Consider the following 13,437-nt stretch of genomic DNA (forward strand, 5'->3'; position numbering starts at 1 on the left):
TCCGGGTGTCTGAACCTCCGGATTATTGCCCTCCTTATGTCCAAAGCCCAAGCCACCAGCGCCGACTCTGCGCCGTCCCACAACCAACTCGACACCAAGGCCCAGGCCTGGTCGGCGTTGTTTTCCGAGCCCATGAGCGACCTGGTCAAGCGCTACACCTCCAGCGTGTTCTTCGACAAGCGTCTGTGGCAGGCCGATATTGCAGGCAGCCTGGCACATGCCGAGATGCTCGCCGCGCAGGGCATCATCTCTGCCTCCGACCACGCCTCCATCCAGCGCGGCATGGCGCAGATAACGTCCGAGATCGAGTCCGGTGCCTTTGAATGGAAGCTCGACCTGGAAGACGTGCACTTGAACATCGAAGCCCGCCTGACCCAGCTGGTGGGCGATGCGGGCAAGCGCCTGCACACCGGCCGCAGCCGCAACGACCAGGTGGCCACGGACGTGCGCTTGTGGCTGCGCGGCGAGATTGATTTGATCGGCGACCTGCTGAAAGAGCTGCAGGTGTCGCTGGTGGATGTGGCCGAGCAGAACGTCGAGGTGATCCTGCCCGGCTTCACCCACCTGCAGGTGGCTCAGCCCGTGAGCTTTGGCCACCACATGCTCGCCTATGTGGAAATGTTCAAGCGCGACGCCGAGCGCATGGCCGACGTGCGCCGCCGCACCAACGTGCTGCCCCTGGGCAGCGCGGCGCTGGCGGGCACCACCTACCCGCTGGACCGCGAGCGCGTGGCCAAGACGCTGGGCATGGAAGGCGTGTGCCAGAACAGCCTGGACGCCGTGAGCGACCGCGACTTCGCCATCGAATTCACCGCCGCCGCCAGCCTGTGCATGGTGCACGTGAGCCGCTTGAGCGAAGAACTCATCATCTGGATGAGCCAGAACTTCGGCTTCATCAAGATCGCCGACCGCTTCACCACCGGCAGCTCAATCATGCCGCAGAAGAAGAACCCCGACGTGCCGGAACTGGCGCGCGGCAAGACCGGCCGCGTCGTCGGCCACCTGATGGGCCTGATCACCCTGATGAAAGGCCAGCCCCTGGCCTACAACAAGGACAACCAGGAAGACAAGGAGCCACTGTTCGACACCGTGGACACGCTCAAAGACACACTGCGCATCTTTGCCGAGATGGTGGGCGGCCAGATGAACCCCGCCACGGGCCAAAAGGAAGGCGGCATCGCCGTGAACGCGCAGGCCATGGAGCAGGCTGCCCTCAAGGGCTACGCCACGGCCACCGACCTGGCCGACTACCTGGTGAAAAAGGGCCTGCCCTTCCGCGATGCGCACGAAACCGTGGCGCATGCGGTGAAGGCGGCCACCTCGCACGCGTGCGACCTGTCGGAGCTGCCTTTGACGGTGCTACAGGGCTTTCACCCCGCCATCGAGAAGGATGTGTACGAGTGCCTGAGCCTGCGTGGCTCGCTCAACGCTCGCAACACGCTGGGGGGTACGGCCCCCGCGCAGGTGCGCCTGCAGTTGGAGCGCCATCGCGCACGCCTGGCCTGATTTTTGCGGTGCCCATTGCACATCCCTTTGGAGCTTTTGCCATGACCCCATCCCGCCGCAGCCTGTTGTCCCGTCTTTTGCGCACCAGCGCCTTTCTGGGGGCTGCGCTGACCGTGGGGCTCGCGTCGGCGCAGTCGGCCAAGCCCATTCGCCTGCTGGTGGGGTTCCCGCCCGGCGGTGGTTCGGACGCCATTGCGCGCACCTTGTCCGAGAAGCTCAAGGACGAACTGGGCGTGCCAGTGGTGGTGGAAAACCGCCCTGGCGCCGGGGGCCAGATTGCGGCCCAGGCGCTCAAAGCCGCAGTGCCCGATGGGACCACGCTGTTCATCACGCACGACCACACCATCTCCATCCTGCCCCAGGTGGTCAAGAACGCCGGCTTCGACCCGGTGCGCGACTTCGTTCCCGTCGGCGGCTTTGCCACCTTTGTGAATGCATTTGCCGTCTCTGGAGGCACGCCCGCCAAGTCGTTCGGCGACTACGTCAACTGGGTGCGCACGGCGGGCCAGGGCAAGGGGGCCGTGGGTATCCCGGCGCCAGCTTCCACCCCCGAATTCCTGGTCAAGCTGATCGGGCAGAAGTACCAGATCGACCTGGTGTCCGCCCCCTACCGGGGCAGCGCGCCCATGATGGCCGACATGCTGGGCAACCAGATCGGTGCAGGCGTCGCCTCGGTGCAGGATTTCATCGAGAACCACAAGGCGGGCAAGGTGCGCGTGGTGGGCGTGCTCGGCACCAAGCGCCAGGCCGCCATGCCCGATGTGCCCACGTTCGACGAAATGGGCCTCAAGGGCTTTGAAGACCTGCCGTACTACGGCATCTACGCTCCTGCCGGCACGCCGCAGAAGTTCATCACCGAGTTTTCCATCGCCCTGTCCAAGGTGGTGGCGATGCCGGATGTGCGCGAGCACCTGACGGCCATGGGCCTCACGGTGGGCTACATGACACCGCAGCAGCTGGCCACCCGCCAGGCGGCCTACACCGAGGCTTGGACGCGCATCATCAAGACCAGCGGGTTTGTGGCGCAGTAGGCCAGGGCGTGCTTGGTGTGGTCATTCGAGCGGATGCCGCTGCATCCTCCAGTTCCTGAGAACGGTCGAATTGCGGAAATTCAAACTGCGGATTCACGTGCTGCAGATTTCTAAGGCTGGGCCGGGCCTTTGAATTGGTGCGCCGCAAAAGCCGTGACCCGGTCAAAGCGCTCCTCGGGCAGGGTGTCCAGAGTCTGCTGCGGGCGCGGGGCCTGCAGACGTTCATTCTCATCGGCGCGATGGCTCTTTCATGGCAGTGTCTGTGCCGTCGCGGCGGGTGCCTTTTGGGGCCGTGGCCGAGGCTTCGAAGCGGGCCGGTGCCCGCAGTTCAGTGCGCGCGCGCCCGGCCCGTACCCTGCGACGGCGTGCCTCCGCGCCCGAACTGGTGCCAGGCCCGGCGCAGCTGGGTGTCGGAGCTGAACCCCGCCATCAGTGCCGCCTGCGTCACGTTCTGGCCAGACCGCAGCGCGGCCTCGGCCGTGGCCAGGCGGATGCGCCGCAGGTACTGCAGCGGGGCGATGCCTGCATGTTCCAGAAACAGCCGCGTGAGGTGGCGCGGCGAGGTATGTGCCACCTCGGCCATCTGCGGCACGCTCCAGTCGGCCTGCGGTTGCTGGCCCACGGCGTCCTGCACGCGGTGCAGTGCGGGGTGCATGTGGTTGCGGTGGTGCAGAAACGGCGAGAACTGCGGGTCGTCCGGCCCCCGGCGCAGCCCGATCACCATGGCCTGCGCCACCTGCACCGCCACTGTGGGGCCGCAGATGTCGGAGATGCGGTGGAGCAGCAGGTCGATGCCGGTGGTCACGCCTGCGCTGGTGTAGATGGGGCCATCGGCCACGAACACGCGGTTGGCGGCCACGTCGCAGCGTGGGTCTACCAGGGCCAGCTCGTCCAGGTGCAGGTGGTGCGTGGTGGCGCGCCGGCCGGTCAGCAGCCCTGCATGGGCGGCCAGCACCGCGCCCGCGCACACGGTGACCAGCTCCAGCTGCCCCGCCACCGGGCGCAGGCCGCGCAGCCAGTGCAGCAGGGCCTGGGCTTCGGGGCCGCTCACGTCGATGTGGTGGCCTGCCAGGCCCACCAGCACCACCCACGCGGGGCTGGGCAGTGTGTCAGGCAGCGGCGCCAGCCCGGTGACAGCGACCCCCACGGACGACATCGACTCGGGCGTGGGGCTCACGAAGTGCTGCACAAAGCGCTCTGGTTGGCCTAGGGCGACCAGGGTCTGGTTGGCAATGCGCAGCGCCTCGGCCGGGCCGGCCCAGTCCAGCACCAGGCTGCCAGGCAGCAGGGCGAAGTACACGTGGATGGGGGAATGTTTTATGTCCTGCATGACAAGTTCTTGAAAAAGGCGCCGCTCCCAAGGCGTTTTATGGCTCCCTGTTCCACGGGGTGTCCATCTGGCGGGCGGTGCGCTCCGCAAGTGCTGCGCTCGCCAGCCGGGTGACCAGGTGCAGGCTCATGTCAATGCCGGCGCTGATGCCGGCCGACGTGACCAGCGCCCCCCGGTCTACCCAGCGCACATTTTCCCGCACATCCAGGGTGGGAAACCGCGCCCGCAGGTCAGCAATGTCCTCCCAGTGGGTGGTGGCAGGGCCTTCGGTCAGCACGCCTGCGGCTGCCAGGATGAATGCTCCTGTGCACACCGATGCGGTCATCTGCGCACCACGCGCCGCCTGGGCCACCCAGGCGCGGGTGTCTGCGCAGGCCGCGGCGGCGTCCACCACGCCGCCGGGCACGATGAGCACATCGGGCGCGGTGGCCCTGGTGAAGTCCGCGTCCGGCAGCACGCGCAGACCAGCGCGGGCCCGCACGGGGGCCAGGCTGCGGGCCACGCACTGCACGGCAAATGGCGCGGGTGCGCCAGGCTGCAGGCGCTGCGCCATGCGCACGGCGGTGGTGAACACTTCGTAGGGGCCGCCCAGGTCCAGGGCTTCCACCTCGTCAAAAACGAGGATGGCGACTTGCAGGGGCTTTGGGGGTTTGATGGCAGATGGGGTGGTCATGGTGTGGTGCGGGGAGGGTGGTGGGCAAACACATAACGCGGGTAGGTGCCGTGCGCCGTCGTTGTGGCGTTCAGGTCGATATCGACGGTGCAAAAGGGTTGTTCTGCCGTGGTGCGGGCGAGCAGGGCGCCATCGGGGCTGATGACCCAGCCCGCGCCGCCATAAGTGCCTGCGGCGTGGTCCGCGCGGTTGGACGACAGGCTGTAAGCGCCAGTGCGCACGGCCGCAACGGTGCCCACGGCCAGCCATTTGTCGGTGGTGGCGGCCGCTGTGGCGCGCGGCGACAGGATGGCCTGCAGCCCGCCCAGCGCCGCATAGTGGGCATAGGTGTCCAGCGCCCAGAGTTCGGTGCAAATGTTCAGGCCGAAGGCCAGCGGCCCGGCGTTGAAACGGGGAAATGCTGCATCACCGCGCGTAAACCACTGGGCCTCCCAGCCACCCGGTTCATCGGGCAGGTGAAACTTGCGCCGCAGGGGCGCGTAGCCGGTCTGCGCGGACCAGAGAAAGCCTTCGTTCAAGCGCTGCTCGCCCGCAGTGACCGGGCGCGCGCCCACCACCCAGTCGGCGCCCAGCTCGGGCAGGCGGGCTGCCCAGGCGTCGCTGAGTGCGACGGCAGCGCCCCAGCGTGCTGGATCGGCGGGGAGCGATTCCCACACCGGCTCGACAAAGGCGAACTCGGGCAGCAGCACCAGCTCGGATTGCGCGCTGTGGGTGTGGGCGCACAGTGCTACCCAGGCAGCTTCGAGCAGATGGGGTTGGTAGGGCAATTCGCAGACAGTGGCGCGCATGGTGTTCTCCGGCGGTCAGGCTGCGGCCGCTTCCAGGGCGTCCAGGGCTTCCCGCACGGTGCGCAGGGTGGCAAAGCGGCCCTGCAGCACCGTGGCAGTGCGGGTCTTGATGTCGGCGGCTGCCAGCGTCTGGCCGTCGGGTTGCACCATGTCCCAGGTCAAGGTGGCGTCGGTCACATAGTCCACCTCCCAGCCCAGGTCCGAGGCGTGGCGCGTGGTGGTTTCGCAGCATTGTTCGGTGCGGATGCCGCTGATGATGAGGCGCTGGATGCCATGGCGCGTCAGCCACACGTCCAGTCCCGTGCCCACCAGCGCGCTGTGGCGCGACTTGGTGAAGGTGGCGGCCGCCTCGAAGGGCGCCAGGCCGTCGAGTGCGCGCACCTGGCCTGACACCTGCGAAAACGCATTCTCGGGCACTTCGGGGCCTTCGCTGTGGAACACCCGCACCACCGGCACGCCGCGCGCCACGCAGCCTTCGATCAGGGCGTTCTGGGCCTGCAGATAGGCGGGCAGGTCGTGCGTGGTGAAGTAAGGGCGGTGGCGAAAGGACTCCTGGACGTCAATCACAATCAGACATGTTTTCATGGTGTGCTTCTTTCGATGGATGGTTTGAAGCCTTTATTTTTATTGCGCTAAGGCGTGGAGTCCGCGCCAGACGGGACAGGTTTCGATCAATTTACGCCATCGGTGGAGGTCTTGGTGAGGTTTCACAGGGAATGGTGGGCAAGCGGGCCATGGGGTTGTCTGGAAAAAGGCGATTAACGCTTTATGGGTAATGTTTTGTAGCTATCAAATTGATAGTTTTGCGCGGTGAGCCGCATAAGCTGTTATGGTGATTAGGGTTTTCCCTAAATTTTTTTGCCCTCTACAGCCCACCCACTACACGACTCCCCGCCATGGCCAGACGCTCCCGCTTGTTTTCCCTGTCAGCGCTGACGCGGGCCTACCAGCGCAACCTGAAGGCCTTTGCCCGGGTGGCGCGCCCTGTGCGCGCCAAGGCCCCGGCTGCGCCGCGCCGGGTGGTGCCTGCGCCAGCCGTGCCAGCCCGGCGCGCGGCCAGCAAGCCCGTGCCCGCTCGCGGAGAGTGGGTCGGTGGCATTGCACCCGGGCCTGCGGGCGCGCGGCGCTACCACCTCTACATCCCGCCAGGGCTGGCGCTGAAAGCAGACGAGAAACTGCCCTTGCTGGTCATGCTGCATGGCTGCGGCCAGACGGGGGGCGATCTGGCTGCCGCCACGCGCATGAACCGGCTGGCCGCGCGCGAGCGTTTTCTGGTGCTGTACCCCGAGCAGGAGCGCATGGCCAACGCCCATGGTTGCTGGAACTGGTTTGAGCGCCGCAACGGCAAGGCCCAGGCCGAAGCAGCCACGCTGCTGGCTGCGGTGGACAAGGTGGCGCGCCGCTACCCGGTGGACCTGGCCCGTGTGGCCGTGGCGGGCTTGTCGGCCGGTGCCAGCATGGCCGTGCTGATGGCCGCGCTCTATCCCCAGCGGTTCTGTGCCGTGGCCATGCATTCTGGGGTGGCACCGGGCACGGCCGAATCGGCCGCCACGGCGCTGGCCGCCATGCACGGGCGGCGCGCTGCGCACCTGCCAGAGCCCCTGGGTGTCTCCCTCAACCAGGGTGCAACCCCTTCCGTGCTGCCGCTGCCGCCCCTGCTGGTGCTGCATGGCGATGCCGATGGTGTGGTCTCTGTGCGTAACGCGGCGGCCACGGCCCTGCTGTGGGCGGATGCGCTGGGCGCGCGGGCCGGAGCCTTGCGCACCCTGCAGCGTGGCCAGCGCCATGCCATGCGGGTGACCGAATTCAAGACCCGGGGCCGCACCGTGGTGGCGCTGCGCGAAGTGGCGGGGCTGGCCCACGCCTGGAGCGGCGGCGTGGCGCAATTGCCGTTCAGCGACCCGGCCGGGCCGGATGCCTCGGCCCTGGTGTGGGCCTTTGTGGCGCGGCAGTTTGCAAAAAATGAATAAAAATAAGCTCTAGCGCTTATCTGTCAAGCGTGAGAAGCTATTAAATTTGTAGTGAATGTGGTGTTGATGCTGCCGGTGGCAGCATCCATGGCCTGCTACACCAGCCGCGCTGCCACCAGTTCCTTCTTGAGGTAGGCATAAAACAGCGGGGCCGCCACCAGCCCGGCGGGGCCAAACACGGCCTCGGCCACGAACATCACGCTCAGCAGCTCCCACACGCCCATCTGCGTGCGGCGGCCCACCACCTTGGCGTTGATCACGTATTCGGCCTTGTGGATCAGGATCAGAAAGCCCAGGCAGGCGGCCGCCGCCAGCGGCGACACCGACAGCCCCACGATGGTGATGACCACGTTGCACACCAGGTTGCCCACGATGGGCACGAGCCCGGCAATGAACGTGAACGTGATCAGCACGGGCGTGTAGGGCAGCTCCAGATTCCACAGCGGCAGCACAAACAGCAGGAACAGCGCGGTGAGCAGGGTGTTGAACGCCGCAATCCAGAACTGCGCGGCCACGATCTGCCGGAACGCCTCGCCAAACAGTGTGATGCGCAGCTTGAGCTGCTGGGCCAGCGGGCCGCGCGCGAGGGCTGGTGGGCGCACGGCCGCCAGCGCGCCGATGAGCAGGCCCACGTAGGCAAACAGCAGCCCGGCCAGCCAGGCGCGTCCGGCCATGGCCAGCGCGCCGGCCTTGGCGCCCAGGTAGTTGGCGATGATGCGCTGGATTTCAGCCGCGCCCTCGGGCAGGTGGGCCGCCATGTCGGCAGGCAGCTTCAGCCGCAGCTCCAGCACCGTACGCGCCATGTAGTTGAGCAGCTCACGGTATTGCTGCGGGGCATCGACCAGATAACCCCGCGAGTGCGTCAGTCCGGCGGCCAGCAGCGCCAGCGGCAGCAGCATGACCAGACCTGCCGCCACCACCTGCGCCACCCGCAGGCTGCGGGCGGAAGGTGTGGACTGGCGCTGCACCCGTCCCAGGCCCTGGGCAAACCAGCGCGTGAGGGCCCGCGTGAGCAGAAAGCCCAGGCACACGCACAACAGGCCCGGCAGCAGGCCGCGCCACATCACCAGCAGCAGCACGGCCGCCACCAACAGGTAGCTGGCCACCACAACGCCCCGGGTCAGGGCGCGCGGTGGCAGCGTGGTGGGCTCGGGCGGTGCGGGGGCGACGGGGGCAGAAGGGGGGCGCTGCGCCATGCGCTGAAACTGGTCGTGTGCGGTGGGGTTGAATGAACGCGGGCGGGGGCGATCAGGCCACCACCACGGCGGCGCCTTCGGCGCGCGCAGCGATCGTGCCAATCGTGTACACCTGCTCGCCCGCAGCACGCAGTGTGGCGGCTGTGGCCTCAGCGTTGGCGGCATCCACCACCACCACCATGCCAATGCCGTTGTTGAAGGTGCGGTTCATCTCGATGTCGTCGATGCCGGCGGTCTTTTGCAGCCAGGCAAACAGCTCGGTCTGGGGCCAGCTGCCCTTGGTCAGATGGGCGGCCGTGCCTTCGGGCAGCACGCGGGGGATGTTCTCCAGCAGGCCGCCACCGGTGATGTGGGCCAGGGCCTTGATCGGATGGACCGCCAGCGCAGCCAGCACGTTCTTCACGTACAGGCGGGTGGGTTCCATGATGGCCTGCTTGAAGGGCTTGCCGTCCAGCGTGGCGGGCAGGGTGCCAGCGGCTTCGGCGCGGTCGATGCACTTGCGCACCAGGCTGAAACCGTTGGAATGCACACCATGGCTGGCCAGACCCAGCACCACGTCGCCGGGCTTGACGTCCTTGCCGGTCAGGATCTTGGACTTTTCGACCGCGCCCACGGCAAAGCCGGCCAGGTCGTACTCACCGGCAGGGTACATGCCGGGCATTTCGGCCGTTTCGCCGCCGATCAGCGCGCAGCCGCTCAGTTCGCAACCCTTGGCGATGCCGCCCACCACGGCCGCAGCCGTGTCCACATCCAGCTTGCCGCAGGCGAAGTAGTCCAGGAAGAACAGGGGCTCGGCGCCTTGCACCAGCACGTCGTTCACGCTCATGGCCACCAGGTCGATGCCCACGGTGTCGTGCATGTTCCATTCAAACGCCAGCTTGAGCTTGGTGCCCACGCCGTCGGTGCCGGAGACCAGCACCGGCTCCTTGTAGCGCTTGGGCACTTCGAACAGCGCGCCAAAGCCGCCAATACCCGCCAGCACACCTTCGCGCATGGTCTTCTTGGCCAGGGGTTTGATGCGTTCGACCAGGGCATCGCCCGCGTCGATGTCAACGCCAGCGTCTTTGTAGGACAGGGGGGTGGGGGAGGTGGCAGAGGTGCTCATAGGGGTGCTCAAGGCAGGGACGGCACGGAACAGCGTGCGCAGCAGACTAAAATTTGCACAGATTTTACGGGTTGCGCACCCAGTGCCACCCGCTCACCCCTTCACACCGCCCTGTTTTGTCCTTCAAGCCCATGCTGTTTCATGCCCCAACCCTCTGCCTGCGTGCCTGTGGGCGGCAGCCATGATGAAGCAACTGGCACTGGACATCGGCCTGGCCACAGGGCCCACGCTGGCCCGGTTTTATGCAGGCCCCAATGAAGCCGCCCTGCAACATCTGCGCCTGGCCGCTGGCGAAGGCAGCAGCGAAGCCACCCGCTCCCCCGTGCCCACCTACCTGTGGGGCGAGCCCGGCAGTGGCAAGACCCATTTGCTCCAGGCCGTGCGCCAGGCCCTGCGCGAGCAGGGCTCCAGCGTAGGCTGGCTCGACCCGGCCGTCGCCGAACCCCCTGATTTCGACGAAAACTGGGCAGCCGTGCTCATGGACGACGTGCACCTGTACAGCACAGCCCAGCAGGCCACCGCGTTCAATTGGTTCGTCAACGCCATCAGCCCCGCCAGCGGCAGCCAGCGCTGGGTGCTGGCTGCTGGCAACCTGCCCCCGGCAGACCTGCCCTTGCGCGACGACCTGCGCAGCCGCCTGGGTTGGGGCCATGTGTTCCAGTTGCAGCTGCTGGGCGAGGCCGAGCGCCGCGCCGTGCTGCGCCAGGAGGCCGACGCACGTGGCGTGTTCCTGGGCGATGAAGTTATGGACTACATGCTCAACCGCTTCTCGCGCGACCTGGGCAGCCTCATGCAGCTCTTGGACCAGCTGGATGCCTTTGCCTTGCGCACCCAGCGCGCCATCACGATTCCCTTGCTCAAGACAATGTTGGAATCGGAATAACGCCGTGCCCCCACGTCTTTTTTTACGTGTGAACCTGAATGACTTCTGAACCCCGCCGCCTGCGGCTTGCGCTGTTTGACCTGGACCACACGCTGCTGCCGCTCGACTCCGACTACGAGTGGGGCGAATTCACCATCCGCATCGGCTGGAACGACCCTGTGGAGTTCGCGCGCCGCAACGACGAGTTCTACGCCCACTACCAGGCGGGCACGCTCGATGTGCACGACTACGTGCGTTTTGCGACCGAGGCCGTGCGCCTGCGCGGGCCCGAGGCGGCGGCGGCCGCGCACCAGCAGTTCATGCGCGAGGTCATCACCCCGGCCATCAAACCCAGGGCGCTCCACCTCATCCGCCAGCACCAGGCCGCGGGCGACGAGGTACTTATCGTCACCGCCACCAATGAATTTGTGACCACGCCCATCGCGCAGGCGCTGGGCGTGTCGCAACTTCTGGCCGTGCAACTGGTGCGCGACGCCAGCGGCTGGTACACCGGCGAGATCGATGGCATTCCCACCATGCGCGAAGGCAAGGTGCACCGCATGGAACAATGGCTGGCCGAGCGGCAACTGGCCTGGGGAGACGTCGAAAGCACGTTTTACAGCGACTCGATGAACGACGTGCCCCTGCTGGAGAAGGTGAACCACCCGGTGGCCACCAACCCCGACCCGCGCCTGCGCGCCCTGGCCCAGGAGCGCGGCTGGCGCATACTGGACCTGTTTGCGGCCGATGCCGAAACGCCTGCACCACCAGCTGAATGATGAGCGCCTTGCAGCCCCCACCAGCCGCCGTTTCGTGCCCGACCCCCTGAAACCTTTCACTCCATGATCAAGAAGTTCCTAGACAAACTGATGGGCAAATCGACGCCCGGCACCTCGGGCGGCAAGCCCCACTTCGGCAAGCGCGAGGAGGTGCCCGCCTCGGTGCACGGCATCAACCCCGAACTGGTGGACCGCCGTGCCGCCGAGGTGGTTGCCACGCTCAAGCAAGCAGGTTTTGAGGCCTACATCGTCGGCGGCGCCGTGCGCGACCTGCTGCTGGGCCTGCGCCCCAAGGACTTTGACGTGGCCACCAACGCCACGCCCGAGCAGGTCAAGGGCCTGTTCCGCCGCGCCTTCATCATCGGCAAGCGCTTTCGCATCGTGCACGTGGTGCACGGCCGGGGGCGTGAGCATGAAGTGATCGAGGTCTCCACCTTCCGCGCTTACCTGGACAACGCCGCTGCAGGCCAGGTGGCGGGCAACGAAAAGACCAGCAAGGCCCAGCTGTCGGGCATGCAGCACGCTGTGGATGCCAGCGGACGCGTGCTGCGCGACAACGTCTGGGGCCCGCAGGACGAAGACGCCACGCGCCGCGACTTCACCGTGAACGCCATGTACTACGACCCGGTGAGCCAGATCGTGGTCGACTACCACAAGGGCCTGCAGGACGCCAAGAAGAAGACACTGCGCATGATTGGCGACCCCGCCACGCGTTACCGCGAAGACCCGGTGCGCATCATCCGTGCCGTGCGCTTTGCAGCCAAGCTCAGCGGCCTGGGTTTCAGCATCGAGGCCAAGTCGGCAGCCCCGCTGGTGCAGTCGCAGGCGCTGCTGGCCGAGGTGCCGCAGAGCCGCATGTTCGACGAAATGCTCAAGCTGCTGCAAACCGGCCACGCCATTGCCACCATTGAACAGTTGCGCAAGCTGGGCATGGCCAAGGGCATCTACCCGCTGTTGGACGTGGCCGTGGAGCGCGCCGATACGCCGTTTGTCAAAGCCGCCCTGGTGGACACCGACCGCCGCGTCAACGAAGGCAAGCCCGTCGCCCCGAGCTTCCTCCTGGCCTGCGTGCTGTGGGAAGACGTGCGCAATGGCTGGCAGGCGCGCCTGAACCAGCGCCAGCACCCGCTGCCCGCGCTGCAGGAGGCCATCGACGAGGTGTTCGACAAGCGCATTGGTGATGTGTCCGGCCGGGGCAAACTTGCCGCCGACATGCGCGAGATCTGGGTTATGCAACCGCGTTTTGAAAAGCGCGTGGGCAACACACCGTTTGGCATGGTGATGCAGCCGCGCTTTCGCGCCGGTTTCGACTTCATGCGCTTGCGCGCCGATGTGGGCGAGGTGGAAGAAGCGCTGGCCGAGTGGTGGCAGGACTTCCAGACCGCCGACGACGAGCGCCGTGATGACCTGATGGACCAGGCCAAGGAAGAACAGAAAGCCCGCCAGAAAGCGCAGCCAGTGGTCAAGCGCGTGCCCCGCGCTGCACCCGCCGCCGATCCGCGCGGCTTGCCCCAAGGGTCAGACGCCGGACCGGTCGACAGCGACGCTGAGTTCCCCTCCGAAGGTGGTGCCCCCAAGAAGCGCCGCCGCCGCCGTCGCAAGCCCGGTGGTGCGGGAGGCGGCGAAGGCGCAGCCCCTGCGGCGGCGGGCGAGTGAATCTGCCGGACCTCGGCGACGAGCGCGAACGGCCCGCCCTGGTCTACGTGGGCCTGGGCGCCAATCTCGGCGAGCGTGAGACGGCCTTGCGCAATGCTTTGGCGGCAATCGACCAGTTGCCAGGCACCCGGGTCACACGCGTGTCGCCGCTCTACGGCAGCGCGCCGGTCGATGCCGGTGGGCCCGACTACCTCAATGCCGTGGCCGAGCTGACCACGGCACTGGCCCCGCAGCCCCTGCTGCAGGCCCTGCAATCCATCGAACAAGCCGCTGGCCGCCAGCGCCCCTACCGCAACGCCCCGCGCACGCTGGACCTGGACATCCTGTGGTTTGGCGGCCAGGCCATCGACACCCCCGAGCTCACCGTGCCCCACCCTCGGATGGCTGAGCGCGCGTTTGTGCTGCGCCCCCTGGCCGATCTTGCGCCAGAGCGGGTGGACGCCGCAGCGCTGCAGGCCGTGGCATTGCAGGACATCCACCGGCTCGAAGGCCCGGGTTGGGCGGACGCGGTGGTGGGTAGATGATTTGCTCCTAAATCAGG

Annotated in this window: 13 protein-coding genes; 7 read left to right on the forward strand and 6 right to left on the reverse strand. The window is 67.0% G+C overall.

Going from position 1 to position 13,437, the window contains the following annotated elements:
- The first annotated feature begins 36 nt into the window (after nt 1-36).
- The gene (gene argH / locus ACSQ22_RS12830) at nt 37-1,506 is read left to right on the forward strand and encodes an argininosuccinate lyase (RefSeq protein WP_436130525.1); all 1,470 of its coding nucleotides are present in this window, start codon (nt 37-39) and stop codon (nt 1,504-1,506) included.
- 41 nt (nt 1,507-1,547) lie between these two features.
- Nucleotides 1,548-2,537: a Bug family tripartite tricarboxylate transporter substrate binding protein gene (locus tag ACSQ22_RS12835; RefSeq protein ID WP_436130526.1), complete on the forward strand. Its 990-nt coding sequence runs from the start codon at nt 1,548-1,550 to the stop codon at nt 2,535-2,537.
- Between the two features lie 328 nt (nt 2,538-2,865).
- On the opposite strand, the gene ACSQ22_RS12840 is transcribed toward ACSQ22_RS12835, so the two are convergent.
- The 4 genes from ACSQ22_RS12840 to ACSQ22_RS12855 are packed head-to-tail and all read right to left on the reverse strand — an operon-like array spanning nt 2,866 to nt 5,913.
- Entirely contained in the window at nt 2,866-3,867 is a 1,002-nt protein-coding gene (locus tag ACSQ22_RS12840) for a GlxA family transcriptional regulator (protein WP_436130527.1), read from the reverse strand.
- A 37-nt stretch (nt 3,868-3,904) separates the two neighbouring features.
- Nucleotides 3,905-4,540 (reverse strand): DJ-1/PfpI family protein, encoded by a 636-nt coding sequence (locus ACSQ22_RS12845; protein WP_436130528.1) that lies wholly within the window; start codon nt 4,538-4,540, stop codon nt 3,905-3,907.
- The gene (locus ACSQ22_RS12850; protein WP_436130529.1) at nt 4,537-5,328 is read right to left on the reverse strand and encodes a carbon-nitrogen hydrolase family protein; all 792 of its coding nucleotides are present in this window, start codon (nt 5,326-5,328) and stop codon (nt 4,537-4,539) included. Before ACSQ22_RS12850 ends, ACSQ22_RS12845 begins: the two co-directional genes overlap by 4 nt.
- Before the next feature lie 15 nt (nt 5,329-5,343).
- Complete coding sequence (locus ACSQ22_RS12855; protein WP_306556521.1) at nt 5,344-5,913, reverse strand: cysteine hydrolase family protein; 570 nt, start codon at nt 5,911-5,913, stop codon at nt 5,344-5,346.
- Nucleotides 5,914-6,224: 311 nt separating this feature from the next.
- Between ACSQ22_RS12855 and ACSQ22_RS12860 the strand changes: the two genes are divergently transcribed.
- Nucleotides 6,225-7,298 (forward strand): extracellular catalytic domain type 1 short-chain-length polyhydroxyalkanoate depolymerase, encoded by a 1,074-nt coding sequence (locus ACSQ22_RS12860; protein ID WP_436130530.1) that lies wholly within the window; start codon nt 6,225-6,227, stop codon nt 7,296-7,298.
- Nucleotides 7,299-7,393: 95 nt separating this feature from the next.
- On the opposite strand, the gene ACSQ22_RS12865 is transcribed toward ACSQ22_RS12860, so the two are convergent.
- A complete protein-coding gene (locus ACSQ22_RS12865) occupies nt 7,394-8,494 on the reverse strand; it encodes an AI-2E family transporter (RefSeq protein ID WP_121419276.1) in 1,101 nt (366 codons plus the stop codon).
- Between the two features lie 52 nt (nt 8,495-8,546).
- Entirely contained in the window at nt 8,547-9,599 is a 1,053-nt protein-coding gene (gene purM / locus ACSQ22_RS12870) for a phosphoribosylformylglycinamidine cyclo-ligase (protein WP_436130531.1), read from the reverse strand.
- Between the two features lie 184 nt (nt 9,600-9,783).
- Here purM and hda point away from each other — a divergent pair, with 184 nt between their 5' ends.
- From hda to folK, 4 genes are all read left to right on the forward strand, one after another.
- Nucleotides 9,784-10,482, forward strand: coding sequence for a DnaA regulatory inactivator Hda (hda, locus tag ACSQ22_RS12875; RefSeq protein ID WP_055395116.1), 699 nt, complete (start codon nt 9,784-9,786; stop codon nt 10,480-10,482).
- A gap of 38 nt (nt 10,483-10,520) precedes the next feature.
- Nucleotides 10,521-11,240, forward strand: a complete 720-nt coding sequence (locus ACSQ22_RS12880; RefSeq protein WP_436130532.1) for an HAD family hydrolase — start codon at nt 10,521-10,523, stop codon at nt 11,238-11,240.
- A gap of 63 nt (nt 11,241-11,303) precedes the next feature.
- Nucleotides 11,304-12,896 (forward strand): polynucleotide adenylyltransferase PcnB, encoded by a 1,593-nt coding sequence (gene pcnB / locus ACSQ22_RS12885; protein ID WP_436130533.1) that lies wholly within the window; start codon nt 11,304-11,306, stop codon nt 12,894-12,896.
- Entirely contained in the window at nt 12,893-13,420 is a 528-nt protein-coding gene (folK, locus tag ACSQ22_RS12890) for a 2-amino-4-hydroxy-6-hydroxymethyldihydropteridine diphosphokinase (protein WP_431152213.1), read from the forward strand. Before pcnB ends, folK begins: the two co-directional genes overlap by 4 nt.
- Nucleotides 13,421-13,437 lie beyond the last annotated feature (17 nt).

Origin of the sequence: Acidovorax sp. LjRoot38 (assembly GCF_964252975.1) — a bacterium.
GTDB classification, from domain to species: Bacteria; Pseudomonadota; Gammaproteobacteria; order Burkholderiales; family Burkholderiaceae_C; genus Acidovorax; species Acidovorax facilis.

Excerpts from the sequence above, each read along its gene's own strand:
- argH (WP_436130525.1), top strand. The coding sequence starts at position 37 with ATGTCCAAAGCCCAAGCCACCAGCGCCGACTCTGCGCCGTCCCACAAC.
- ACSQ22_RS12835 (WP_436130526.1), top strand. The coding sequence starts at position 1,548 with ATGACCCCATCCCGCCGCAGCCTGTTGTCCCGTCTTTTGCGCACCAGC.
- ACSQ22_RS12840 (WP_436130527.1), bottom strand. The coding sequence starts at position 3,867 with ATGCAGGACATAAAACATTCCCCCATCCACGTGTACTTCGCCCTGCTG.
- ACSQ22_RS12845 (WP_436130528.1), bottom strand. The coding sequence starts at position 4,540 with ATGACCACCCCATCTGCCATCAAACCCCCAAAGCCCCTGCAAGTCGCC.
- ACSQ22_RS12850 (WP_436130529.1), bottom strand. The coding sequence starts at position 5,328 with ATGCGCGCCACTGTCTGCGAATTGCCCTACCAACCCCATCTGCTCGAA.
- ACSQ22_RS12855 (WP_306556521.1), bottom strand. The coding sequence starts at position 5,913 with ATGAAAACATGTCTGATTGTGATTGACGTCCAGGAGTCCTTTCGCCAC.
- ACSQ22_RS12860 (WP_436130530.1), top strand. The coding sequence starts at position 6,225 with ATGGCCAGACGCTCCCGCTTGTTTTCCCTGTCAGCGCTGACGCGGGCC.
- ACSQ22_RS12865 (WP_121419276.1), bottom strand. The coding sequence starts at position 8,494 with ATGGCGCAGCGCCCCCCTTCTGCCCCCGTCGCCCCCGCACCGCCCGAG.
- purM (WP_436130531.1), bottom strand. The coding sequence starts at position 9,599 with ATGAGCACCTCTGCCACCTCCCCCACCCCCCTGTCCTACAAAGACGCT.
- hda (WP_055395116.1), top strand. The coding sequence starts at position 9,784 with ATGAAGCAACTGGCACTGGACATCGGCCTGGCCACAGGGCCCACGCTG.
- ACSQ22_RS12880 (WP_436130532.1), top strand. The coding sequence starts at position 10,521 with ATGACTTCTGAACCCCGCCGCCTGCGGCTTGCGCTGTTTGACCTGGAC.
- pcnB (WP_436130533.1), top strand. The coding sequence starts at position 11,304 with ATGATCAAGAAGTTCCTAGACAAACTGATGGGCAAATCGACGCCCGGC.